This window comes from Methylobacterium sp. XJLW (assembly GCF_003254375.1).
In the GTDB taxonomy this organism is placed as follows: Bacteria; Pseudomonadota; Alphaproteobacteria; order Rhizobiales; family Beijerinckiaceae; genus Methylobacterium; species Methylobacterium fujisawaense.
Genome location: NZ_CP016429.1, coordinates 180,822 through 205,875, shown reverse-complemented (window position 1 = coordinate 205,875; position 25,054 = coordinate 180,822). Strand labels below are relative to the sequence as shown.

Genomic DNA, 25,054 nt, shown 5'->3' with positions numbered 1-25,054 from the left:
GCGGGGACGGCGGATCTCCACAGATCCCGGGGATCTCTGCCGGGCAAAATCGCCGCGCCTGTCTGCGATCGGCACGCGTTCCGCTGTCGATTCTCTCGGGCGCGATCGAGAAAGCTTCACCCCCGCGCGTTGCCAAGCAGCTCCCGCAGGTTGTCAATCAAGTCGTCCGCACGGAATGGTTTCTGCAGCAAGGGGAAGTCATTGGCATCCTGACCTTCCCGAAGGTAACCGGAGGCCAGCAGGATCTGCATGTGTGGCCATTGCTGCCGGATGATGTGTCCGAGCTCGATGCCGTTCATCGTGCCGGGCATGTTCACGTCGCTGAAAACGAGGCAGATATTCGCCTCCCTCCGCAGAACGCGCAGAGCCTCGCTGGCATCATGCGCACTGAGCACCTCGAACGCGAGGGCCTCGAGGGTCGAGACAACGGTCGAGCGAACATCGGCGTCGTCCTCGACGACAAGCACGGCCCTACCCGCACCATTCATCGGATTCGGCGGCTCGTTCGTCGCACCCGCAGCGCATTCTTCCGATCTGGGACTTCCTTCAGCGAGCACGGGCATCGTGACGAGGAAACGGGTGCCTTGATGCGGCGTGCTGTCGACAACGATGGTCCCGCCGCTCTGCTGCACGAAGCCGTAGACCATGCTCAGACCGAGGCCCGTGCCTTTGCCGACCTCCTTCGTCGTGAAGAAGGGTTCGAAGACGCGCGCCAGAACATCAGGTGACATCCCCGTGCCCGAGTCGGCGACCGTGATCTCTATGAAACGCACGTCCTCGACCCCCTCCGGCCCAGTGGGGTCCCGGCGCCTGATGCGGATGTCCAATGTCCCTCCATTCGGCATCGCGTCCCGGGCATTCACCGCGAGGTTGATGAGAGCGGCCTCGAACTGAGCGTGATCGACACAGACTTCCGGCAGTCCCGCCTCCAGATCCGCGGAGATCGTGATCCGCTCGCCGAGCGTGCGCTCCAGAAGCTTGATCAGGCCAGGAATGAAGTTCGCGAAGGTCAGCGCCTTCGGCTGGAGAGGGGAGCGTCGTGAGAAGGCCAGCAGCCGGCTGGTGAGTTCGGCGCAGCGATGGGCCCCCTCGATGGCGCTCTCGATGCGGCGGTGCGCCTTCTCGTTGCCCAGCAACGCGCCCTTGACCAAGTCGAGATTGCCGATGACGATGCTCAACATGTTGTTGAAATCGTGCGCGATCCCGCCGGTTAGGCGGCCCACTGCCTCGAGCTTCGAAGCGTGCTGCAAATTGAGCTCAAGTTCCTTGCGCTCCGTCACGTCGAACCACATCCCGAAGAGTTCGACCGCCGTGCCGCTCTCATCACGGTTCACCGCGATCTGGTCGAGGATGTGCCGCTCCATGCCATCCGCGTTGCGCCAGCGATATTCCAGAGCCACCTCGCCGGTCTCGAGGACCGCGCAAAGCGCCGCCGACACCCGCTCACGGTCGTCTGCTTCGAGGCGGGAGCTCCAGAGGCCGGAGGTGGCGAAGGTCTCGCGCGAGAAGCCGGTGATGCGCGCGATGCTGTCGTTGGTGAAGTAGAGGCGTCGGTCGGCGACGCCGATCGGTGAGGTGTAGAGGGCGATGGGAAGGCCGCGCAGGACAGCGGCCTGATGCTCTTCCCGCCTGCGCAGCGCCTGCTCGGCTTCCAGTTTCTCACCGCGTACGCGAAGGTTCTCCAGGAGCAGACGCTTCTCGGCAGTCGCGTTGCGCTTGATCTCTTCGGTCTTGCGGTAAAGATCGACGAAGACATCGACCTTCGACTTCAGCACCAAAGGCTGGATCGGCTTGAACACATAATCGACCGCGCCGGCGGAGTAACCGCGGAAGATGTGGATATCGTCCTTGTTGTGGGCCGTGAGGAACAGGATCGGGACACGGGATGTGCGCGAGCGGCTGCGGATGAGGGCGGCCACCTCGTAGCCGTCCATGCGCGGCATCTGTACGTCGAGCAGAATGAGGGCGAAGTCCTCCCGGAGGGCCCGGCGTAGGGCTTCTTCCGGCGAGTTCGCCAGAATCAAGTCGGTCTCGGGATCGGCTAGAATCTCAGAGGCGGCAAGCAGATTACGCTGGTCGTCATCGACGATCAGGATCTTGGCTCGGACCGGGGCCAGCTCGGTGGGTAAGCCGAGCTGTCCCGCGGTATCGTCCGGACCAGCCGGATGGGGATCCAGTCGGCGGCTCATCGGGGTTGCCGCTCGAAGTCTCTCGCTCCCGCGCGCAGCGGCGTCACACCGTCGGCGATCTCGCCCCGTCGTGCCAACTGCACCCGCAGCACGGCCAGCAGCTCGTCCATGTCGATCGGCTTCGAGACATAATCCGACGCGCCCGCCTCGAGGCACTTCTCGCGGTCGCCCTTCATGGCCTTCGCGGTCACGGCGATCAGCGGCAGGCTTCGGAAGGCGCCCTGCACCCGGATCGCGCGCATCGTCTCGTAGCCGTCCATTCCTGGCATCATGATGTCGATCAACATCGCGTCGATGTTCGGATGGGATTCGAGCAGCGCGATGCCGTCATGCCCGTTCTCCGCGAACAGAACCTCAAGCCCGTGCTGCTCCAGGGCGCTCGTGAGCGAGAAGATGTTACGCAGGTCGTCGTCGATCAGGATGACCCGGCAGCCCTGGAGAGACACCCCGTCACTGCGATCGCCGAGACCCTGCTCGTCGGCCGGGGCGCTGGCGATGGCCCGATGCAGGAACAGGGCGGTCTCGTCGAGGAGTCGCTCGGACGAGCGCGTGTCCTTGATGATGATCGTCGAGGCGGTCTGCCTCAGCTGCTGCTCTTCGGCGGGCGTGAGCGCCCGACCGGTATAGACGATGATCGGCAGTTCCTCCCCGTCCTGCGAGGCGCGGATCTGCTCGATCAGCTCGGAACCACCGATATCGGGCAAGCCGAGATCGATGATCGCACAGTCGAACCGGCCGCCGGTCAGGGCTTCCAGTGCGGCCGACGCCGTGCCGACCCCGAAAATCTTGACGTCCTCCTCGCTCAGGAGCGCCGTGATGCTGGCGCGCTGGTTCTCGTCGTCCTCGACGAGCAGAAGGTTGCGGACGGGCCGCGTGATGAAATCCTTCGAGAGCTCCAGGGCCCGCAGCAGGCCCTCGCGCTCCACGGGCTTCTCCAGAAAGCCGAACGCGCCGGCGCGCAGGCCGCGCTTCTTCTCGTCGTTGACGGAGATGACGTGGATCGGGATGTGGCGGGTGCGGGAGTTGTTCTTCAGGAGGTCGAGCAGGGCCCAGCCGTCCATGTCGGGCAGGCCGATATCGAGGGTGATGGCGTGCGGCTTGAAGCGGTGGGCGAGGCTCAGCGCGCCGGCACCGTCTTGCGCGATCAAGCCTTTGAAGCCGCGTTCGCGCGCAAGTTCCAGCAGCACCGAGGCGAACATCGCGTCGTCCTCGACGATGAGCACGATATGATCCCCCGGGTGGATGGCATGGCGGTCGTCCGCGGCGGCCGAAAGGGCCATCGCGGCGTTCGGCTGGCGGCCGGTCAGCGCGGCATTTCCGGTCCCCGCGGCCGTCTCCCATGCGCGGCCCGTGACTGCCTGAACGGGCGGTTCGAAGGGCAGGAACAGGGTGAAGGTGCTGCCCGAACCGATGCGGCTCTCGACCACGATCTCGCCGCCCAGCAGGCGGGCGATCTCGCGGCTGATGGCGAGGCCGAGGCCGGTGCCGCCATACTTGCGGCTCGTGGTCCCGTCGGCCTGCTGAAACGCCTCGAAGATGATCCGCTGCTTATCCTCAGCGATGCCGATACCGGTATCGGTTACGGAAAGGGCCATCCACTGGCTCCCGGCGCGCAGCGGCGACCCCTCGGCCGAGCCGATCTTGAGCGAAACGCTGCCCGTCTCGGTGAATTTGAAGGCGTTGGAGAGAAGGTTGCGGAGAACCTGCTGCAGGCGCTTGGAATCCGTGCGTACCGACCGCGGCAGGCCGGGCTCGACATCGATCACGAAGGCAAGGTGGCGGTCCTCGGCCAGCTGGCGGAAGGTCCTTTCGAGGTTCTCGACGAGATCTTGCAGCGCGACATCGCCGACTTCGAGCGACACCGTCCCGGACTCGATCTTGGAGAGATCGAGGATGTCGTTGATGAGCGACAGGAGGTCGGTCCCGGCTGCGTTGATCGTCTTGGCAAACTCCCGCTGCTTGTCCGTAAGGTTCCCGTCGCGGTTCTCGGAGAGAAGCTTCGAGAGGATCAACAGGCTGTTGAGCGGCGTGCGCAGCTCGTGGCTCATGTTGGCCAGGAACTGCGACTTGTAGCGCGAGGTCAGGCTCAGCTGCTCGGCCTTCTCCTCCAGCGCCGTCTTGGCAACGGAGACCTCGCGGTTCTTGCCTTCGACCTCGCGCTTCTGGATTTCGAGCAGCCGCGCCTTCTCCTCCAGCTCCTCGTTGGTCTGCTGCAGGCGCTCGCGCTGGCTCTTCAGCAGATCCTCGGATTGCTGCAGGGAGGCCGCCTGAAGTTCAAGGCGGTCGTTCGTCTTCTTCAGCTCCTCTTGCCGGCTCTGTAATTCGCCGGTCAGGAGCTGCGACTGCTTGAGGAGACCTTCGGTCCGCATGTTGGCGGCAATCGTGTTGAGCACGATCCCGATGGATTCGGTCAGTTGGTCAAGGAAGGACTGATGGGTCTCACTGAAACGGTTGAACGACGCCAGCTCGATGACTGCCCGAACTTCCTGCTCGAACAGGACTGGCAGGACGATGATGTTGAGGGGTGGTGCCTCGCCGAGAGCCGAGCCGATGGTGATGTAGTCGCCGGGCACGTTGGTGAGGGTGATGCGCTTTTTCTCGAAGGCGCATTGGCCCACGAGACCCTGACGGAGGCGATACCGGTTCGACAGGTTCTTGCGCTCCGTGAAGGCATAGCTCGCCATCAGATCCAGAACCGGCTCTCCGCCATCGTCCTCCACCATGAAGAACACGCCGCGCTGGGCATTCACGAGCGACGCGATCTCGGACAGGATCAGATTTGAGACGGTGGCGAGGTCGCGCTCGCCCTGCAGCATGCGCGTGAACTTGGCGAGGTTCGTCTTCAGCCAGTCCTGCTCGGCGTTCTTGAGGGTCGTGTCCCGCAGATTGCGGATCATCTCGTTGATGTTGTCCTTCAACGAGGCGACTTCGCCGGAAGCCTCGACCGAGATCGAGCGTGCGAGGTCGCCCTTCGTCACCGCCGTCGCCACTTCGGCGATGGCGCGCACCTGGGTCGTCAGGTTTGCCGCGAGCTGGTTCACGTTGTCGGTGAGATCGCGCCACAGCCCGGCGGCACCCGGCACCCGGGCCTGACCGCCGAGCTTCCCTTCGACGCCCACCTCGCGGGCCACGTTGGTGACTTGGTCGGCAAAGGTGGCGAGCGTCTCGATCATCTCGTTGACGGTGTCGGCCAGGGCGGCGATCTCGCCCTTGGCATCGACCGAGAGTTTCCGCGTGAGGTCGCCCTGGGCCACCGCCGTGACGACATCCGCGATGCCGCGGACCTGACCGGTCAGGTTGGCCGCCATCATGTTCACGTTGTCGGTGAGGTCCTTCCAGGTTCCGCCGACGCCGCGGACCTGTGCCTGTCCGCCGAGCTTGCCCTCCGAGCCGACCTCACGGGCAACGCGGGTCACCTCCGAGGCGAAGGAGTTGAGCTGATCCACCATCGTGTTGATGGTCGATTTCAGCTCCAGGATCTCACCCTTCACGTCGACGGTGATCTTCTTGGACAGATCGCCGTTGGCCACCGCAGTCGTGACGTCGGCGATGTTGCGCACCTGACCGGTGAGGTTCGCGGCCATCATGTTGACGTTGTCGGTGAGATCCTTCCAGGTTCCGCCGACGCCGCGGACCTGTGCCTGTCCGCCGAGCTTGCCCTCGATGCCAACCTCGCGGGCGACGCGGACCACCTCCGAGGCGAAGGAGTTGAGCTGATCCACCATCGTGTTGATGGTCGACTTCAATTCCAGGATCTCGCCTTCGACGGCCACGGTGATCTTCTTGGAGAGATCGCCGTTGGCCACCGCGGTTGTGACCTCGGCGATGTTGCGCACCTGGCCCGTCAGATTGGCCGCCATCATGTTCACGTTGTCGGTCAAGCCTTTCCATACGCCGCCGACGCCCTTGACCTGCGCCTGCCCGCCGAGCTTGCCTTCCGTGCCGACTTCGCGGGCGACGCGGGTCACCTCCGAGGCGAAGGAGTTGAGTTGATCCACCATCGTGTTGATGGTCGATTTCAGCTCCAGGATCTCGCCCTTCACGTCGACGGTGATCTTCTTGGACAGGTCGCCATTGGCCACCGCGGTGGTCACGTCGGCGATGTTGCGCACCTGACCGGTCAGGTTGGCGGCCATGAGGTTCACGTTGTCGGTGAGATCGGCCCAGGTTCCTGCCACGCCTTCGACGCGGGCCTGCCCGCCGAGTTTCCCCTCCGAGCCGACCTCCTTGGCGACGCGGGTTACCTCCGAGGCGAAGGAATTGAGCTGATCCACCATCGTGTTGATGGTGTTCTTCAGCTCCAGAATTTCGCCGCGCACGTCCACGGTGATCTTCTTGGACAGATCGCCGTTGGCCACCGCGGTGGTCACGTCGGCGATGTTGCGCACCTGGCCGGTGAGGTTGGCGGCCATCAGGTTCACGTTGTCGGTGAGATCGGCCCAGGTACCGGCGACCCCAGGAACTTGGGCCTGCCCGCCGAGCTTCCCCTCCGAGCCGACCTCGCGCGCGACGCGGGTCACCTCTGAGGCGAAGGAATTAAGCTGATCCACCATCGTGTTGATGGTGTTCTTCAGCTCTAGGATCTCACCGCGCACGTCCACGGTGATCTTCTTGGACAGGTCGCCATTGGCCACCGCAGTCGTGACGTCGGCGATGTTGCGCACCTGGCCGGTGAGGTTGGCCGCCATCATGTTCACGTTGTCGGTGAGGTCCTTCCAGGTCCCACCGACGCCTTCCACCTGGGCCTGACCGCCGAGCTTGCCCTCCGTGCCGACCTCGCGGGCGACACGTGTCACCTCGGAGGCGAAGGAGTTGAGCTGGTCCACCATCGTGTTGATGGTCAGCTTCAGCGCCAGGATCTCGCCTTTGACGTCGACGGTGATCTTCTTGGAGAGGTCGCCACGCGCGACCGCGGTCGTGACTTCGGCGATGTTACGTACTTGGCCCGTCAGATTCTCGGCCATCATGTTGACGTTGTCGGTCAAGTCCTTCCAGACACCACCGACGCCCTTGACCTGAGCCTGGCCTCCAAGCTTGCCTTCCGAACCCACCTCCTTGGCAACGCGCGTGACCTCCGAGGCGAAGGAATTGAGCTGATCGACCATTGTGTTGATGGTCGATTTCAGGTCGAGGATCTCACCTTTCACATCGACAGTGATCTTCTTGGACAGATCGCCATTGGCCACGGCAGTGGTGACCTCCGCGATATTGCGGACTTGGCCTGTCAGATTGGCCGCCATCAGGTTCACGTTGTCGGTGAGGTCCTTCCAGGTTCCGCCGACGCCCTTGACCTTGGCCTGTCCGCCGAGCTTGCCCTCCGAGCCAACCTCCCGGGCCACGCGGGTCACCTCCGAGGCAAAGGAGTTCAGCTGGTCGACCATCGTGTTGACCACTTTGCCGATGCGGAGGAACTCGCCCCTCAACGGGCGGCCCTCGATCTCGATCTGCATGGTCTGACCGAGGTCGCCTTTCGCGACCGCCCCGATGACGCGGGCCACTTCGGTGGTCGGTTGAACGAGATCTCCGATCATCGTGTTGACCGAGTCGACACAGTCGTTCCATCCGCCGGTCGCGGCCGGAAGCTTGCCACGCTCGCCGATGCGCCCGTCCTTGCCCACGGCACGAGCAACCCGGTCGAGTTCCCGGGCGAGACCCTGATTGAGTTCGAGAATGTCGTTGAACGCGTCCGCGATCTCGCCATCGATGCCCGTGAGATCCAGCGGCAGCCGGATCGAGAAGTCACCTTTCCGAAAGGCGCGGAGGCTCTTCAGGAGGAGCTTCGGCTCCAACTGCGACGTAGTCGGCGTCATGCGGAAACAACCTCAGGGTAGATCCGCATGGCTAAGCGTGTCAGCCATCCGAATCGTCAGCGACTACGAGTGACCACCACCGAAGTGGCACGGCAATTGAGCTCAGCCCAGCGGGTTGCTCAATCGTTTGGAACTCGGGATTAAGCCGAATCGCGAGCCTCGTCCTGTGTAAAACTAGTTTCGGAGCAGATCTGACAGAAACGAATACGCTCACACTGGCATGGCCGTGTCAGGCCGGTTCGGTGCCTCCGGACAGGTCAGCATGGATGCCCGCGCAAGTTGAGGTGCTCCTCGCCGGCAGGATTCGCAACGCCCCAGGCCCGGGCGCGGCGCGCCCGGCTTTTCACAGGACCGGTTTGACAGCCCATCACTTCGGCGGCCGCCTCATAGGTTAAGTCTCGCGCGCTCACGAGCAGCAGACCCCCGCGCCACATCTCAGGCAGCTGACCGATGGGCGACCGGACGGTCGGCAGATCGGAGCGGTGCTCGTGGGCCGCGGGCGCGGCGCGCTGAGTCGTAACGGAGCCGTCCACATTTCCGATCACGCGCCTGCGCTCGCGGCACGCCGCATGAAACGGATTGTGGCTGATGGTGCAGAGCCGCGCCTCCAAGTTCGAGCTTGGCGTGACGTCATCCTGGCGCGTCCAGGCCCGCTGCACCGTCTCCAGCACCCCGTCGTCGGCGCACGCGTCGTCGGCCATGAGCGAAAAGGCGTTTACGCGCCGTCCAGCGGGTTTTGCTCAGGAAGACGCGTCTCCAAACGCTTACTTCTGATAGGCCCAGCTCCTCACCAGCATAGCGGTGCTGGCCAGCGGCTTTGACGTCACCCGGACCCTGCCATCTGTTCAGCATTGGATGCCACCGTGAAGCCCTCGCGGTCGAACACGTTGTAGAGGACACAGGAAGGATCGAGCCCGAGCCCCGCTATGTGGGTGACAGCGGCTTCCTTGGCTTCGGCCAGCGTGCTGAAGGGGTCGGGCAACTGGTACAGCCTTGCTGGCCGTTCCTCGCCGTCGACCTGCGCCGCGAGCGTTGTGATCTCGACTGTGTAGGGCATGATGCTGGCCCACCGGCGCTCAGTGGAGCACGCCTAAGAACCACAACAGCAGGATAATTGGCAGCGGGATCCCCAGCAACCACAGCATTCCACCGCGCAGCATTCGCGCCTCCTTCATGTCAGAAATCGTACCGGAATACCGGTTCGCTTGTTAATAGAACGCGGCAACATGGGAAAGCGATGCAAAATATCTGCGTCGGTGTTCACGGAGCGGAAGCATAATTACTTCAAGTAGCGCCCGCATCGCGTTCCGCCTGTAAGGACGACGTCGGCGAAACCTCAGTGGCCCTGGAGCCGGCAAGCGGATTGGGGATCGGCGCGGCCGAGTTTTTCAGCTGGAATACGGTGAGGACGCCGCAGAATCGCGCCGGGATCAGAAGCAATCCGACCGATTTGGCTGCCTATGGAGTGTGTCCGTTGACCAAATCGCGATGACTTGGCGAGCCTGTGCGCCGTCCGTAAATTAGCCTGTAGCCGGTTCGACAGATAACATCTTAAGCAAATCGAGCATGGTACTGGAATTCGACAGGTTCGAGACAGCCCAAGGTCGAGAGCCGCCTTGTCGGGCTATAGAAGCGCTCGATGTCATCGAACACATCCGCGGGCGCCTCGTGCCGCGTGCAGTCGGTCCTCGGGGCCGTGCGCGCGATCGTCAGCGACGAGAAACGGCCTTCCTTGGTCGCGCGGTCCCACGCATCGCCCGACCGGCGCATGAAGCAGTCCATGCCGCGCTCGGCCATCAGGTGCCGGAAGGATTCACTCGCGCATTGCGGTCCCTGATCCGAACAGGCACCAATAGATCTGGTTTTCCCTTGCCCCAGAATGACGTTCTGCTCGCCGTCCAGCCTCCGTCCAAGAACGTATGGTCAATGCAGCGGACCTATCGCCTCGATGGCGCTGAGCAGGTCCTCGACGAAGGCCTTTTCGACCAGCGGCAAGCCAGCCTGCCGCACCTTCTCGCGGATCGCGGCGCTCGGATGGCCTGTGATGATGATCACCGGAGCGGTCCCGCCCGAAGACCGCACGCGTTCATAGGCATCCAGCCCCGTCATGTCCGGCAGCACGTAGTCGATCACGATGCAGCACGGTTTCGCCTGCGGAAATGCGGCGATCAGCTTGCTGCCCGACTCGAACGTGGCGACCGTGTAACCTTCGCCCTCCAGCATGAACCGTGCTGAACTTAAAATGGCGGCATCGTCGTCCACGATGAAGATCGGCATGACGCTATCCTGGAAGACAGGGTCCGTTCGCCTACCAACTCGACTGGCACCATAGAGCGGGAAATGACGCTGCCACTTCCGCGGTTCCGTCGAATTGCGGAGGATCAAACCCACCGGAGACCGCTCAGCATCCACCAACGCACCAGCTTCTGTCGGTGGGCCGCCTGCGTTTTGGTGATGCGCTTCGCCCGATCAATCCCGACCAGGCGCGGGCTGAAGTCGAGCACGCGACCGATTTCCTGGTTGGTGTCCCCGCCGACCAAGTGGTCCAGAACGTGTCGCTCGCACTCGGCGATCCGGCGGATGTGCACTCGCCGCGTGTTCGACCCCGTCTCGGTCACGCAGCCGCGTTCCAGGGTGGCGCGCAAAAGTCGTATAAGGGCTCTCTCGTCGAACGGTTTCTCGCTGAAGTCGCAGGCCCCGAGCTTCATCGCCTCGACCGCGCGCGACGGATCTTCCTGCCCCGTCACCATGACGACAGGCCGCATAGGATCGGTCGCGATCCGGCTCCGGCAGCACCAGACTGATCTTCCGACCCACGATCTCGGCCGACCGGTAGCCGAAGATGCGCTCGGCAGCAGGGTTGAACGAAGGGATGATGCCGCGTTCGTCGACGACGATCATGCCTTCAGTCATCGTGTCGGGGATGGCGTACAGGCGCGCCTCGCGCGTCCGCACTTGCGCCTCGACCGTCTTCTGCTCCTCTTCGGCGCGCTTGTACGCGTCGATGTCGAAAACCACGCCGCGGTGCCGGACCGGCTGGCCCTCCTCGTCTACCTGCACGCGCCCGCGCGAGCGCAACCGGCGGATCTGCCCGCCGGGATGAACGATCCTGTAATCCACGCCGTAGATCCCGCCGGAGCAGCGAACACGCGCGATGGTGTCGGCCCGAGCAAGTCGGTTGTTAGAATACAGCAGAGCTTCGAACGCGGCGAGATCGGTCGAATGCGCGCGCCGAACCCCGAACATGACAGGCTCAGAGTCTGATGCCTATACTCCCGGCGCAGAGTGTATCTCCCTCGCGCTCTTCATTGTGCAAAGCCTCTAACAAACCAGATCGTCCTCGGTGTCGCGTCAACGTCCCTCTCCCCCCAGGACCAGGCGCAGCGAGCGGGCGAGCTCGTCGCGGCGGTAGGGCTTGTTCAGGACCGGCATCTCGCCTCGACCGATGACCTGACCCTCGTCGAGGTTTGCGACGTAGCCTGATGTGAGCAGGACCTTGACACTTGGCCGAAGCTTCTGTGCCTCGACCGCCAGCTGTGATCCGTTCATCCCGCCCGGCATCACGACGTCGGAAAACAGAATGTCGATCCGCTCCACGCCGCGAAGGTGCTCAAGAGCCTCGACGGCGTTTCGAGCGATGATGACCCGGTAGCGCAGCTCCTCCAGGCTCTCGACAGCCATCCCGAGCACCTGCTCGTCGTCCTCGACCAACAGAACCGTCTCGCCCTCGCCGGCGCGGCGCAGCGGGATCGAGCTCGCCGAAGCGGCGCCCGTCTCATCGCCGGCCGGGTCGGTCGAACGCGGAAAGTACAGGTTGACCGTTGTGCCCGAGCCGATCTCGGACTCGATCTGAGCAAAGCCCTTGGCGCTGCGCGTGAAGCCGTAGACCTGGGACAGGCCGAGCCCCGTTCCCTTGCCGACCTCCTTGGTGGTGAAGAACGGCTCGAATACACGCTGGAGCGCGTCGGGTGGAATGCCGCTGCCGGTGTCGCTGACCGATACGACCACGTAGGGCCCTGGGGGCACCCCCTGGTCGGCGACGGCCGCGGTGCCAAGGTGGACGTTGCGGCTCACGACCGCGATGCGGGCGTGGCCGTCGCGGCCCTCAATGGCGTCGCGGGCGTTCACGATCAGGTTCAGCACCGCCGCCTCGAATTGTGCCGGATCGATGCGGATCGGATCGAGCGCCGGGTCGAGGTTGAACACCAGCTCGACGGCACCCGTGGCCGCCCGTTCGGCCAGCGGTCTGAAGTCGAGCAGCAGGCGGTTCGGGTTGAGCGTCTGTGGCCGCAGCATCTGCCGGCGGGAGAAGGCCAGGAGCTGCTGCGTGAGCTGCTCGCCGCGCCGGGCTGCGCTCATCGCCGCCTCGGCCAGCCGCTTCACGCGGTCGGTCTGCTCGGGCCGGCGAAGCATCATGTCGAGGCCGCCGACGATGACGGTGAGGAGGTTGTTGAAGTCGTGGGCCACGCCGCCGGTCAGCTGACCGATGGCTTCCATCTTCTGTGCCTGGCGCAGCGCGTCCTCGGTGATGCGCTGGTCGGTTCGATCCACCAAGATCCCGGCAATGCGGGTCGGTACGCCGGACGCGTCGTATGTGACCTGCCCTTTCGCCGCGACCCAGCGCCCGGCGCCGTCCTGGCGCGTGATGCGGCATTCCAGGTCGATCCGGCCGGTCTCCGGGATGGCCGAGAACGCCTGCTCGACCGCGGGACGGTCCTCCTCGACGACATGGGCGAGAAACGTGCCTCGGGTCCACGATGGACACGGGTCAGAATACCCGAAGATGGCATCGAAGCGCGGGGAATGACGGGAGGTTCCGTTCGCGAGATCGAGGTCCCACGAGCCCATGCCGGCCGCTTCGAGGGCGAAGGCCAGGGTCTCCCGGGCGGCCTCGACCTCGCGGGTCCGCTCGGCAACCCGCCGTTCGAGACCCTCGTTGAGGAGGCGCAAGTGCTCCTGCGTCCGTTCACGACCGGCCAGGAGGCTGCGCACCTGATACTGGCGCCGGCGCGCCCGCAGCGCCGATTCGGCGGCACTGATCAGGGTCTCGGCATTAATCGGGCGTTCCAGCAGGACGACGTTTCCGATCCGCGCGAGGATGCCGGCGGCGGATTCCGACCGGCGGCCTGTCTGCCGCGTCGCCAGGACGATGAACGGGAAGTCGGACCAAGCGGGCTGCGCGTCGAGCCAGGCGAATAAGGCTCCCGTATCCGCCCCGGCGAGCACCTCCTCGGTGACCAAAGCGGCTCCGGCCCCCGCCTTCAGGCCCGTCACGCAATCCGACACGTCGGCACAGACCTCGGTCGGCGTGCCGACGCGGTCGAGCACCTGCGCGATCACCGCCGCGTCACGCCCGCGCGGCGCCAGGACGAGGACGCGCCCTTCGTGATCCGGCGGCTGAGGCATCAAGCTTGGCTTCCGAGGGGAGCGTCGTCCGGCAACAGCGCGACTCTCCCTCGGTAAGAGGGCAGCCCCGTGAGCACACCTTGGAAGTCGTCCAGGGCCGAGCCGACCCGCAGCCCCTGACTCGTGAGCTTCAACTCACGGATCGTGCGCTCATGCGCATTCACCCGGCTCTTCACCACAGAAACGGCGGTGCGGACCTCTCCCTTCGCCTCGAAGAACCGGAACAGCAGGATGCCGTCACTGAGATAGCTGAGGTCGACGTCGGTCTGGACATCACCGATGATGCCGTGCTGTCCGAGAACCAGCAGCGTCGTGACGCCCTGCTGATTCAGGTAGTTCAGAAGCTCGTGCATCTGCAGGATGAGGAATTCCTCGCCCGGCATCGCGTGCAGGTAGGCGTTCAGACTGTCGATGACGACGAACCTGGAGCGGCGCTTCTCCACCGCATGCCGAACATGGGTGGCGAACTCACCCGGAGCGAGTTCCGCCGGGTCAATTTGGGTGATCGTCAGCCGGCCCGCCTCTATGTGCGGGGACAGGTTCATGTTGAGCATCGCGGAACGGGCGAGCAGGGTGGCGAGCCCCTCGTCGAACAGGAAGTAGGTCGCCGACTCACCCCGCTCCAAGGCGGCCAGCATGCACCCGAGCGCCGTCGTGGTCTTCCCGACTCCCGACGGGCCGATCAGCAGGGTATTGGTGCCGGGCACCAAGCCGCCGCCGAGCAGCAGATCGAGCTCGTTGGACCCGGTCGAGGCGGCGGTCGGATCGAACGTCGCGTGGTGCTCGGCGGCGACGAGGCGAGGAAAGACCGTCAGACCGCCGGTGTCGAGGGCGAAGTCATGATAGCCGCCGCGGAACTTGATGCCGCGCATCTTGACGATGCGCAGCCGACGGCGCTCGGAGCCGAACTCGCGCGGTGCCTGCTCCAGCGAGATCACCCCGTGGGCGATGCTGTGAAGTTGCTGGTCACCCGGCTCCGACGTGCGGTCGTCGAGCATGAGAACGGTGCAGCTGCGTCGGGCGAAATATTGTTTGAGGGCCAGGATCTGACGACGATAGCGCAGCGGATTCTGGGCCAGCAGGCGCAGCTCGGACAGGCTGTCGAAGACGACCCGCGCCGGCTTCAAATCGTCGACGCGAGCAATGACGTCCCTGACGGTCTCGCCCAGCTCGATCTCCGACGGGTGCAGGATCGACTGCTCGCTGTCGGGATCGAGGCCGAACTCGTTGACGAGTTCGTAGATCTCGATGCCGTCGAGCGACCAGCCGTGCGAGGCGGCTGCAGCACACAGCTCATCTTTGTTCTCGGATAGTGTGACGTAGAGGCCGCGCTCACCACGCGCGGCGCCGTCGAGCAGGAACTGCAGTGAGAGTGTAGTCTTGCCGGTGCCCGGTGTGCCCTCGAGCAAGTATAGTCGATCCTGCGTGAGGCCACCGCACAGGACCTCGTCGAGGCCGGGAACGCCGGTGGATATGCGCCCGTGAACGCCGCGCGGTGTGGCGGAGCCGGAACTGTCTTCTGCCATGATACTGATGCGTCGCGCCTATCCAGATTATTGCTTCAACGTTTTCCCACGCAGAACGCTCCTGGTCGCGCAACGGCTCCCGGCGCGCCGCCTCTGCGCACCCTGTCGGGGGTCGTTCAAGCGGCTCGGGACCGCTCGGCGGACTCGACGAGACAGCGCTCGATAACCGCGCGGAGATGGGTTCGGTCGAAGGGCTTTCCGACGTGATCGTTTGCGCCCGCCGTAAGGAGCGCGCGAACCTGCTCCGGCAGGACATGCGCCGTCATCGCGATGATTGGCACGGCGCGCACCACACCCTCGAGCCCCCGTATGAGCCGCATCGCCGTGATGCCGTCCATGACCGGCATCTCCACATCCATCAGCACGAGATCGTAGGCCTGCTCCTGCACCCGTTTCACGGCTTCCGAGCCGTCGCAGGCGATGGACACGCGATAGCCCATGGCCTCCAGAACCATCTGGGCGATCTCGCGGTTGATCGCGCCGTCCTCGACGAGGAGCAGATGCGCCTGCCGCGACGTGTCGTCTTCGACCGGTCTGGGCAGAGCCGCGGCAACCGGTCGTTCGGGCGACCGCTCGCCAGTCGGCACACGCGGAAGCACGAGTCTGAACCAGAAGGTCGAGCCGACGCCGTCGCGGCTCTCAAGGCCGATGGCGCCGCCCATCGCTTCGATCAGCCCTTTCGATATGGCCAGCCCTAATCCTGTACCTCCGAACCGTCGCGTGGTGCTGCTGTCGGCCTGCACGAAGCGGGTGAAGAGCCGCGCCTGCGCCTCGGCGGGAATGCCGATGCCCGTATCGCAGACGGCGACGCGCAGAGCGATGCCATCCGGCGTTGCCGCTTGTTCCAAAGAGACGGTCACAGAGCCCTGCGGCGTGAACTTGACCGCGTTATTGACGAGATTGAGCAGCACCTGTCTCAAGCGGGTCTTGTCGCCGATGAGGAAATGCTCGTCGCCTGCGCCGACGTCCAACCGAAGGTCGAGACCCTGGCGCTCGGCGGTGCCGGCGACGAGGGCGACGGTCTCCTCCATCAGCCCTCGCGGCGAGAACGGGGCAGCTTCGAGTACGACGCCATGGGCTTCGATGCGTGCGTAGTCGAGGATGTCGTTGACGACCGTCGTCAGGACTTCGCAACCGACGCGCATCTGATCGATGCAGCGCATCTGGTGCGGGGTGAGGTTGATTTCATCACGGAGTAGGTCACCGAAGCCCACGATAGCGTTCAGGGGCGTGCGGACCTCATGGCTCATCGTCGCCAGGAAGTCGCCCTTGGCACGTTCGCCGGCTTCGGCGCGCGCTTGCGCCCTCTCGGCGCGATGGCACGCTTCGGCCAGTTCCACAGTCCGCTCTGCGACCCGGCCTTCCAGATCGGTGTTGGCCTGCGCCAGGGCTCGATCACGCTCGCCGAGCCGGGCCAGCAATTTTGTCAGGGCATCCGTCAGTTCTGCGATCTCCCGGTAGCCGTGCGGCTTGGGTAGCTGCGCGTTCGTCGAGGAATGGCCGATGCCGCCAGCGGCGCCCGCCAAGGCGCGAAGCGGCTCGGCCAAGCGCTCGGCCGCCCACCAGCCGAGCAGCGCGAACAGAAGCGTGAAAGCCGCGCCGCCGAGTACCAGTTGATTGACGATGGGATCGGAGATCGCCTTCGCGACCTCGACCGGCTGGCGGACCAGGACTGTCCAGGGCAGCGTCGGCCTGTCAGCCACGGGTCGGGCGCGGCTCGCGCCGGTGAAGTAATCGCCCCCATCGGGCCATGTCCCGCGGGCGCTCGCGAGCTCGGCACCGGCCGTCAGCGCCGGAAGCGCGGGCAGATCGACATCGATCCGTCGACCGGCCTGATCGCCGGGACCGAGGATCACGGTTCCGTCCCCAGCGAGGATCAGCACCTCGACGCTCGGCTCACGCTTCAGGGCGGTGGCGATGGCCGCTCGGCTCATCTCACGCATCCAACTGACACTGAGATGGCCGCCGACGACGCCGACGACGGCGCCGGAAGGGTCGCGGAAGGGCATCGCCACGTCGACGAACCGCCGCGGCTCGCCGTAGGGCAGCGACGGCAAGCGTTTGGCCAGCAGCTTCGCTTCGTGGATGTCGATGACGGCCAAGGCCTCGATGCCGCGCTTGAACCACGGACGCGCCGCAACGCTCTCGCCCTCCAGCATGCCGTCGGTGCTGGCGAGGACGATACCGGTCCGGTCCGCGAAGCCGATCCAGGCATAGGCGGGAAAGCTCTCGCGCAAGGCGTCGACCCAAGCACGCCGCGCTTCCGGCGTGGTGGCGTTCGTCCGGGCGACCGAGGACAGCACGGCCATGTCGCCGAGCCGCTCGCTGATGTTGGCGTCGATGATCTGGCGCAGATGCTCCGCCAGGTCAGCCGTGTGGGCCTCCGCGCGGATCTGCACCCGCGCCGCGATGAATTGGGAGACGACGATCGTGGCGGCGAAGGTGAGGAGCAGCGCCCCGGCCGCGAAAGTGAGGGCGAGGAGCGTGCGCAACCGCATGATGACGTCCGACACTGAGACGTCCCATCATGGCCCCGAGCGGTTAATTTCGAAGCCCGCTCGGTCCTGACGATTCGGCGAGCGGATCGACGTTCGGCCTTCTCGGTCCAGCGCGACAACTCAGGGATCCAGAGCCGTCTCGCACACGTAAAGCGCTCTATTCGGTCGGCCCATGATTGTCGCAAGAGGCCATATATTCATGTTTTGTTCTGCTTAATGTTCCAGGCCGCCGAAAGGCGGCCTGGAAGGAGATCGAGCGATTCGGATTTTGAGTGCTGCCGTCGTCGTTAAACAAAGGCAAACGCTGCCGTCACCCAAATCTCCACTGTGCCGACGCAGGTAGTTTGTCGGCGCGAATCCCGCTAAGTCGTTGCCCCGACATAACCACCACCGGTGGCTTGGCACCAGCTTTGTCGGCCTGGAACCGCGAAGTTTGTCGGCTGTTGCGACGCTCGCTCGCCACGGGCATCGAACGTCCGACACCGGTGCTGGCGTGGGGCCGCGGGATGCACAGGCGGCAATGAAACCCGGACTTACCTCACGGGCTGGGCCGGGAGGGGTATGGGTTGGGCGTCAGGCCCGTACATCCTCAGGACACGATCCACCATCCCGTCGGCGTCGATGGCACCGGAGACGTAGTCCTCGAATACGGCCAGGGTCTCCTGGCTCGGGATCACCCCGGCCAGGTGAGCCGAGGCGACGGCCGAACGGACGGCCTCGGCTCGGGCCCCGCGGAGCCCGACATCACGGCGTGGGATCCGCTCGTCGTCTCCGCGGGGCGGGAAGGGTTCGGGCGACCTCACCACTTGGGGGAACCGATATGGCTCACGTCATGCGCGTCAGACGTCCACTCCCGCACGTGGACGGAACCGTCGGCCAACACCTCGACGACATGGTTGACGAGGTCGCCTTCCAGTTCACCCACCTTATCGAGGGCGACATTGAACAGGCGGATCTGCTCGTCTCTCGGTGCATCGGGCACGACGATGATCAACCCGTTATGGACGTCGTACTTCATGTACTCCTTGAGAAAATCCTTTCGGTTCTTCGTGACGACGACGTAGTCATTCTCAAGGGCGTAGGGGACGATATTCCAATCTTTTTTGGACAACAGGCCGATGAATGGCCCGTAGTCCGCGACGTAGCCGCGAGCCTTGGCCGCGGCTACGAGCCGGCTGCTGAGGCACTCATCGATCAAGAGACGGTCACTCACCGGCCCGCCGCCGGGCTCTGGATCGGATCGAGCCAGCCTGTTCCATACTCGCGCTCCGCCCAACGCCTGACAGCATCGATCGCCCCAGGCTGGAGGGTCGGATAGTCCTCGTAGATATCCTGATCGGTGTGGCCAGCGCGCAGGTAGGCGACGATCGTCTCGGCGGGGACCCGCGTTCCCGAGACCACCGGGTCACCGCTCATCACCTCGGGATCGCTCACGACCTCAACATCCAGATCCACCTTTCGGAGGGCCGAACCCATGACCTAGCTCCTAGCGTTTCCTGGCATATCCTGGGTCGTAGACGATACCACACCGTCTAAGATCGCTGAACCGGTATCTAGGCATACCTCCGACCGTCTGTAGAACGTAGCCACCTTCCCCTCTCCGGGTAAGGCGGGCACGACGCCCCGACGGTCGAGGTTGGCCTTCAGAGCCACGTGATGCAGCCCTGTCTCCTCCGCCAAGTCGAACAGCTTGACGTAGGTCGCCTGGAACCGTGCGAACGCCTCCCACAAGACGACCTGGATCGGGTAGCGTTTCACCGGGTGGATGCGGCTCACGGTCGGCAGCAACCCGGCCGCGATGAGGGCGTTCACGGCATCGTTGGTGACCCCGAGCATCTTCTGCACCTCGGAGGGAACGTACCCGTCGAGGTCCGCCCCCCGGCACAGGGCCTTGGCGTCGGCGAGATCGACGAAGATCCCCTGGAGGCCGGGGGCCGTCCTCGACCAGCCCGCACAGGGGAGGCGGCCTTCCAGGATGTGGCGGAGGAGGTCGCCAATCGGTGTGTTGGCTTGCCGCGAGGCCTTCACGGTGGGTACGCATCCAGGCGGGGGCGAATTGATCTCGGACGCGCCCCCCCGGAGCCGGCGGAGCAGGTCCTCGGCGTCCTCCCGCGCGTAGCGCGGCCGCCCGGCCGTGGCCTTCGGCCCCGCCAGCAGGGGCGCGATGAGGCCGGCGTCGAGGAAGGCCGCCGTCTGGCCGCGGCCGAGGCCGAGGAAGGCGATCAGGTCGCGCTGGACGAGGGACCCCTGGAGCTTCCGCAGGAAGCCTTCCGCCGGGGCCGCCGCGACCTTCAACTTGGCGGGTGATCCGACGGGTTCTGCGGCCATGAGGCCGGCGCCGGTCAGCACCCGCCTGACGGTGGCGGTATGCAGGCCGGTGTCCTTGTGCACGGTCCGGACGGATCGGAGGGCGGGCCGCTCGACCTCCTGCCCAAGGACGCGCTCGCCCCGGCGCATCGGCCTGGCGCCGGCCACAGCGCGCACGACGACGTGTCGGACAGGTGCGAGCTCATCATCGAGCAGCGTGTCGCGCAGCCAGTCGTGCAAGTCGCCGAACCAGGTCTTGGGCCCGTCGTCGCGGCCGGTCGCGGACCTGCGTAGGTCCGAGAGAAACACCTCGAAAGCGTCCGGCCCGCCGCGCAGCACATCGAATCCGGCCGCGCCGGCACGATGGCGCTCGACCTCCCCGAGGGACCTTCTGCCGGACCGGCGGCCGAAGGCAGAGACACTACCGACCATCTCACAGGCCCGGGCGGCGACGTGGAAGGGCATCGCGTCGAGCCACGGGGACGCGGTCGGCGCCCCGTCGAGCCGCGCGATAAGGTACGCCTCGTAGGGTGACGGTACGAGGATGGCCGCGGTTTCTACCAGAGCGTCAAGGCGATCCAGGTGACCCTGCAGAAGGACGGAGAAGTCGCGGGCAGCGCGTGCGACGCCGGCCCGCGGGAGCTCGACCAGGCCGACTGCGTGGACGGGGCATGCCCGGACGTGGGCGATGTGCCAGAGCGTCCGAAAGTACGGTGATAGGGTGGGCGGGAGCGCCGAGGTCTGCTGGTCCTCCTGGAGGCATGCGGGACACACGCGGCGCGCCTCCCGGAAAAGGCTGGAGGCGGCGAGGGACTGGCCCCGGAGGGTCCATCGGTCCCCGTCGCGGATGCATGCCTGGCGGTGGAGGGGGGCGGGGTCCATGCCGACGAGTTCGGCCACGCGGGCGAGCGCTTCCGGCCTGCCGCCGAGGACGCCGTTGTAGCTGACGCCGAGGTCGGAGCAGAGGCGCGCCGCGCCGGCGATGCGGTTGAGGCGCGCGAGGCGCGAGACGAACCCGTCCGGCGTCTCGCCCGGCATGAACGGGACGACCGGGTCGAGCCTCACGCCACCTCCCTGGCGATCCGCACGGCCTCGGCCTCGTCCCGATTCTGCTTCAGGACCAGACGGCAATCGATCTTGAGCCAGTCCGCGGCGTGGAAGGGGTTCATCTCGTCCCCGCACGCGGTCCGCATCCTGTAGGCGAGCTTGAACTGCTTCGCCGTAAGCAGCTTCGCCCGGGGGGACGCCTCGTGGCCGAGGGCGATGGCCTCCTGGGCGATCTGTAGCGACGTGCCCAGCTCGTAGAGACTGGCGTGGATGAGGCGGGGGATGAGTGCGTGCACGGCGTCGGCTTGCAACGACATGCCGGCGACGCCAGCCATGTCGGCGACGGCCACGGTCACCATCTCGGGGTCGCTGGCCTTCTTGGCCGCGGGGCCGTTCCCGGCTTCGGTCACCCTCCTGGCGTCCTTCGGCAGAGTGAGGGAGGGCAGGTGCACGAACAGGCACCGGCGGCGGAGCTCGCCCTTCGTATCCGGCTTCGGCCTGTCGTCGTCGTCGAGTTCGGTGGGCCCTTCGAGGAAGGGGATGACCTCGGTGAGGCCCGACAGCAGCAAGGCTACCGGCCAGTCCGGCGAGGCCAGGAAGGTCTTCAGCATCATGCGGAGCTGGGTGAGCTCCTTCTCGTTGGCGGTGGCCAGGACGCTGTGGATCTCGTCGAGGTGGAGGACGGCGATGCCGTGCAGTTCCATGCGGTCCCGCGCCGTCGCCCAGACGTAGGGGAGGGACCGTTCGGCGGTAAGCGGGTAACCGAGCCGGCGGCAGAGCTCCAGGCCGAGGGCCTTCGGGTTGCAGGGGGCCGGGGTGAGCACGCTGATCGCCGGGCAGCCCGATTTCGGCACGCCGAACCCCTCGAAGCCGGGAACGGCGGATATCGTCCGGCTCAAGAGCGAGCTCTTTCCGGCACCCGTATTGCCGGTCAGGACGAGGGCCCGCACCTCGGATCTGTTGCCCGGGCCGAGCGGGCGCGCGAGGTCGATCCTGGTGACGAGCTCGCGGCGCTGCGTGGCGAACGCGGCCTCGACCGCGCCATCGCGAGCCTTGGTCCGCATCACGCGCGCCTTGACGCGTTCCACGACGTCGAGGGTCTCACGCTCGGTCGGGGACATGGCGGCGAGGAGGCCGCGCAGGACGTCGCCGCTCCGGGAGTTCGCATCGCTCATGACTTGCCCTCGTTGCGGTCGCCCATGCGCCAGTCCTCGGCCGGCTCATCGTTCGGAAGGTCCTCGGGGATCGGCACGTGCTCAGAGACCGCCCCGACCGGGATGACCCCGTCGAGGAGGTCACCTCCGGCGTCTTCCTCGTCCCACTCCGGCAGGCGGAAGCCGAGGCCGAGCCGCTCACGGGCGGCCCTGAGCGCCTCCGGGGTGTCGAGGGCATCGACGATGCCCGCCTTCCGCTTGTACTCCGCGGCGACGTCGTCGATAGCCCTGAGGGTCCCCAGGACGATGGGCCGGGATAGGGCGGCCCGTTCCTTGAAGCGGGCGTTGAGCTCGTCCGCGGTCTCGATCCAGGTCCTTAGCGGCACCCCGCGAAACTCGCGCTGCCGGCACGGGACGGTCACCCAGTCCTCGCCCAGCTTGACGGAGGCGAACCCGACGTCCTCGGGGTCGACGCGGACGAGCACGTCGCACACGCCCTTGCGGGTGAAGAACTCGAACAGCTCCTTGTTCTGGTACTTCAACCCCAGCATCTCGACGCCCGAGTTGTCGAGGGCGCAGGTCTCTTCGATGCCGAAGACGGCGCGAAGGGTGTTCGTGTCGTGGATGGGGATACGGCCCGTCCGCTTCATGATCTGGCAGTAGGCGTCGTACGGGGTCGCGCCGCCGAGCCCCTGGTGGGGCCGCCGGTGATAGTCATCGACGACGTGACGGACGAGGAGCCTCGCGAGCACGTCGAGCGGCAGGTCCGCGTTCGCCTGGGCGTCGTAGTCGCCCTTCTGCACGACGTTCGAGAAGGTCCGGCCGACGAAGTGCGGCATGAACCTGGTTTCGAGCGTGCCGAACATGCGCTCGACGGTCCCGCGCATCCCCGGATTGCCGGCAGCCGGGTGCGTGTAGGTGCCCCCCAGGGAGCGCACGACCCGCCGCGTCTCCTCCGCCCGGAAAGCGGACCCCCAGTCCGTCACCACCGTGCCCAGGCCGGTGTGCATGAACCATCCCGAGATGGCACCTGCCGCATCGGCGAGGGCGGACTTGTCCTGCAGGATCATGCGGATGGTGGCCACGGCCTCGGCCGCGCACGGCCGCTCGACCAGGCGCATCGCGAGGATGACGCGGCTGGCCCGGTCGATGGCGGCGTACAACCACCAACGCGCCCGCTTCACCGCCTTGCGGGTCTCGGGCGAGAGATGGTCCCAGGCACCGGAACGGATCAGCAGCTTCTGCAGGCTGACCTGCCACTCGTCCATCTCGATGCGCTCGCCGATCCGGGTCGCCATCGGGCCATCGTCGACCCCGGCGAACTTGCGGGCGGCCGCTTCCGGCGTGTGCCGGCGCGCGTACACCCAGAAGGCGTCCAGGTTGCCGATCTCGGCGTAGAACCGGCGCTTGCTCGGGAGCGTGAGCGCCTCCAGGCCGGTCAGGGCGCGCTGGTCATTGAGTTCCTTAATCGCGTTTTCCAGCCGGTCATACTGCTTCTCCTTCGAGGGGCGCTCCTGGGCGGCGTAGCCGCGCGCCTTCTCGACCATGACCACGTGGGCCTCCGGCTCGATCTGCGGGGTGCGGTCACCACAATGACGGTAGCCGTCGCGCAGCGCCTCGATGCACCAGTTGGAATCTTCGAGGATGGCGAGCCAGCGCTGAAGGGTTCGATAGGATGGCGGCTCGCGAAGCTGGATCACGGTGCCGGACCGGACCTTTCGCGGCTTGCCGTCCTTGTTCAGTGGTACCGGCTTGCCCTTCTTGCGCTTCTCGTCGATGCGCCGGGCGATCTTGGCGCAATCGAGCGCGTTCACCTTCGGGGCGATTTTGGCGATAGCGCGTTCCATGCCCGAGTTGGACCGTTCGGCCTCACCCTTGGTAGCCATCAACTCGAAGCGTTCACAATACTCCCACTTCCAAAGGACCTTGGGCTGCTCCCGCAAGGGGATGTCGGCGAAGTGCTCGACCCCGCTGCGCATACGCGCCTTGACCTTGCCCTCCTGGAACCAGTCCCGGTCGTAGCGGTATGGCTTGTCGCCCTCGCCCTTCTCGTACGCCGCCATCGCGGCGTGGGAGACCGTCTCGAACATCTCTGGGTCGTCGACGCGGCGCAGCCGATGGCCAACCTCCGTCGTCTCGACGCAGGTGTACGCGACCGCCCCGATGCAGATGCGATCGAGCGGGCCGAACGAGATGCGGTCAGGAGGGGTCTGGGTCACCGCGCCTCCTTGTTCCGGACGCGGGCGACGAGCGTGTCGGGGGTGATAAGCTCCTTCTTGACCGGCGCGATGGTCCCTCGGCCGATGGCGCGCGCGACGGCGTAGAAGGCCTGGTCATGCCCATCGAGGCCGGCTGCCCGGACGATACTGATGATCGTGGTCGCGCCGTTGAGGGTTGCGACCATCTCGCGGACGGCATGGTCGAGCCGAGGGTCGGGCAACCGCTTGGCATCGTGGATGAGGCGCGCGTTCGCGACGGTCGCCCGCGACATCATCAGGTCGGTCATCAGGAGGATGCCGTTTGCGAAGCGCGGGTCCATCTGCGTCGCCATAAGGCGGACCAGGGTGCTCAGCGCGCGCCGCTCGGCGATGAGGATCGGCTTGACGACGATTGCGAGCCGGACACCGGACCACAGCACCATCAGGAAGTCGAAGGTGTGCCGACGCTCGATGCCCTCGTGGTCGAGGTAGCGGATCGGCGCGGGCTGCTCGCGCAGGTGCTTGCAGTCGGGCCGCGCCATGAGGATGAGCGCAGCCTTGGCCTCAAGCTCGCTCTCGCAGAGGATCTCGCGCTGGTCGTCGGGCGAGACGAGGATCGGCCGGGCGGCGGCGTTCGGCTTCTCGGACGGCCGACGGGTCGCGGCCGAGCGCGAGGGCTCGCGCCAGCGGTGGGCCGGCTCGTCGTCCATGTGCGTTTCGGGGAAGATCGACACGTCAGGTACGCCCTTCTGTGGCGAACCCGGCATCGAGGCGATTTAGCCGTCGCACCCACTTGCGCGCTGTGAATCGCGCGTGCAGGATCGGCCCGCCGATGCAAGATTCGATGACCGATGCAGGGATTCGATCTGTGGTGGTGATGATGGGCCGCCCGGTAGCTTCGTGGGCATGGCGGACGGCC

The 25,054-nt window shown here is 65.8% G+C and carries 17 protein-coding genes and 1 pseudogene; all 18 read right to left on the bottom strand.

All coding sequences use genetic code 11. The annotated features are described in order from the left end of the window. Window positions 1-116: 116 nt before the first annotated feature. Window positions 117-2,189 (bottom strand): response regulator, encoded by a 2,073-nt coding sequence (locus tag A3862_RS00920; RefSeq protein WP_111473140.1) that lies wholly within the window; start codon window positions 2,187-2,189, stop codon window positions 117-119. Continuing rightward, entirely contained in the window at window positions 2,186-7,999 is a 5,814-nt protein-coding gene (locus tag A3862_RS00915) for a HAMP domain-containing protein (RefSeq protein WP_111473139.1), read from the bottom strand. Before A3862_RS00915 ends, A3862_RS00920 begins: the two co-directional genes overlap by 4 nt. A 257-nt stretch (window positions 8,000-8,256) precedes the next feature. After that, a complete protein-coding gene (locus tag A3862_RS00910) occupies window positions 8,257-8,700 on the bottom strand; it encodes a hypothetical protein (protein ID WP_052083515.1) in 444 nt (147 codons plus the stop codon). A 122-nt stretch (window positions 8,701-8,822) separates the two neighbouring features. Next, a complete protein-coding gene (locus A3862_RS00905; protein ID WP_043382083.1) occupies window positions 8,823-9,056 on the bottom strand; it encodes a hypothetical protein in 234 nt (77 codons plus the stop codon). Window positions 9,057-9,550: 494 nt separating this feature from the next. Continuing rightward, window positions 9,551-9,781, bottom strand: coding sequence for a hypothetical protein (locus tag A3862_RS00900; protein ID WP_124262911.1), 231 nt, complete (start codon window positions 9,779-9,781; stop codon window positions 9,551-9,553). Window positions 9,782-9,922: 141 nt separating this feature from the next. Beyond that, window positions 9,923-10,276, bottom strand: coding sequence for a response regulator transcription factor (locus A3862_RS00895; protein ID WP_043755216.1), 354 nt, complete (start codon window positions 10,274-10,276; stop codon window positions 9,923-9,925). A gap of 104 nt (window positions 10,277-10,380) precedes the next feature. Continuing rightward, window positions 10,381-10,749, bottom strand: coding sequence for a hypothetical protein (locus A3862_RS31890; protein WP_236961648.1), 369 nt, complete (start codon window positions 10,747-10,749; stop codon window positions 10,381-10,383). A 52-nt stretch (window positions 10,750-10,801) separates the two neighbouring features. Further along, window positions 10,802-11,245: pseudogene (locus A3862_RS32550) on the bottom strand (PAS domain S-box protein); the annotation flags it as partial. A 105-nt stretch (window positions 11,246-11,350) separates the two neighbouring features. Continuing rightward, window positions 11,351-13,405, bottom strand: a complete 2,055-nt coding sequence (locus tag A3862_RS00885) for an ATP-binding protein (RefSeq protein WP_043755219.1) — start codon at window positions 13,403-13,405, stop codon at window positions 11,351-11,353. Further along, window positions 13,405-14,931, bottom strand: a complete 1,527-nt coding sequence (locus A3862_RS00880; protein ID WP_043755223.1) for an ATPase domain-containing protein — start codon at window positions 14,929-14,931, stop codon at window positions 13,405-13,407. Before A3862_RS00880 ends, A3862_RS00885 begins: the two co-directional genes overlap by 1 nt. A gap of 116 nt (window positions 14,932-15,047) precedes the next feature. Further along, window positions 15,048-17,444, bottom strand: coding sequence for a hybrid sensor histidine kinase/response regulator (locus A3862_RS00875; RefSeq protein WP_236961644.1), 2,397 nt, complete (start codon window positions 17,442-17,444; stop codon window positions 15,048-15,050). Window positions 17,445-17,962: 518 nt separating this feature from the next. Next, entirely contained in the window at window positions 17,963-18,106 is a 144-nt protein-coding gene (locus tag A3862_RS32545) for a hypothetical protein (protein ID WP_442919068.1), read from the bottom strand. Between the two features lie 122 nt (window positions 18,107-18,228). After that, entirely contained in the window at window positions 18,229-18,642 is a 414-nt protein-coding gene (locus tag A3862_RS00865) for a DUF5615 family PIN-like protein (RefSeq protein WP_164706324.1), read from the bottom strand. Next, window positions 18,639-18,905, bottom strand: coding sequence for a DUF433 domain-containing protein (locus A3862_RS00860; RefSeq protein WP_111473137.1), 267 nt, complete (start codon window positions 18,903-18,905; stop codon window positions 18,639-18,641). Before A3862_RS00860 ends, A3862_RS00865 begins: the two co-directional genes overlap by 4 nt. Window positions 18,906-18,908: 3 nt before the next feature. Next, window positions 18,909-20,801 carry a TniQ family protein gene (locus tag A3862_RS00855; protein WP_111473136.1) on the bottom strand — a complete coding sequence of 631 codons (1,893 nt, stop codon included), beginning with the start codon at window positions 20,799-20,801 and terminating at the stop codon, window positions 18,909-18,911. Then, entirely contained in the window at window positions 20,798-21,958 is a 1,161-nt protein-coding gene (locus tag A3862_RS00850; RefSeq protein WP_111473135.1) for an ATP-binding protein, read from the bottom strand. The genes A3862_RS00855 and A3862_RS00850 overlap by 4 nt, the downstream gene beginning before the upstream one ends. Then, window positions 21,955-24,156 (bottom strand): DDE-type integrase/transposase/recombinase, encoded by a 2,202-nt coding sequence (locus A3862_RS00845; RefSeq protein WP_111473134.1) that lies wholly within the window; start codon window positions 24,154-24,156, stop codon window positions 21,955-21,957. Before A3862_RS00845 ends, A3862_RS00850 begins: the two co-directional genes overlap by 4 nt. After that, on the bottom strand, window positions 24,153-24,845 hold the full coding sequence (locus A3862_RS00840; RefSeq protein WP_111473133.1) for a hypothetical protein: 693 nt from the start codon (window positions 24,843-24,845) through the stop codon (window positions 24,153-24,155). The genes A3862_RS00845 and A3862_RS00840 overlap by 4 nt, the downstream gene beginning before the upstream one ends. Window positions 24,846-25,054: the final 209 nt, after the last annotated feature.

Coding starts and splice junctions, on each gene's coding strand:
- A3862_RS00850 (WP_111473135.1), bottom strand. CDS start 21,958: ATGAGCGATGCGAACTCCCGGAGCGGCGACGTCCTGCGCGGCCTCCTC.
- A3862_RS00885 (WP_043755219.1), bottom strand. CDS start 13,405: ATGCCTCAGCCGCCGGATCACGAAGGGCGCGTCCTCGTCCTGGCGCCG.
- A3862_RS00920 (WP_111473140.1), bottom strand. CDS start 2,189: ATGAGCCGCCGACTGGATCCCCATCCGGCTGGTCCGGACGATACCGCG.
- A3862_RS00880 (WP_043755223.1), bottom strand. CDS start 14,931: ATGGCAGAAGACAGTTCCGGCTCCGCCACACCGCGCGGCGTTCACGGG.
- A3862_RS31890 (WP_236961648.1), bottom strand. CDS start 10,749: ATGGTGACGGGGCAGGAAGATCCGTCGCGCGCGGTCGAGGCGATGAAG.
- A3862_RS00860 (WP_111473137.1), bottom strand. CDS start 18,905: ATGGGTTCGGCCCTCCGAAAGGTGGATCTGGATGTTGAGGTCGTGAGC.
- A3862_RS00905 (WP_043382083.1), bottom strand. CDS start 9,056: ATGCCCTACACAGTCGAGATCACAACGCTCGCGGCGCAGGTCGACGGC.
- A3862_RS00840 (WP_111473133.1), bottom strand. CDS start 24,845: ATGGACGACGAGCCGGCCCACCGCTGGCGCGAGCCCTCGCGCTCGGCC.
- A3862_RS00910 (WP_052083515.1), bottom strand. CDS start 8,700: ATGGCCGACGACGCGTGCGCCGACGACGGGGTGCTGGAGACGGTGCAG.
- A3862_RS00895 (WP_043755216.1), bottom strand. CDS start 10,276: ATGCCGATCTTCATCGTGGACGACGATGCCGCCATTTTAAGTTCAGCA.
- A3862_RS00915 (WP_111473139.1), bottom strand. CDS start 7,999: ATGACGCCGACTACGTCGCAGTTGGAGCCGAAGCTCCTCCTGAAGAGC.
- A3862_RS00900 (WP_124262911.1), bottom strand. CDS start 9,781: ATGGACTGCTTCATGCGCCGGTCGGGCGATGCGTGGGACCGCGCGACC.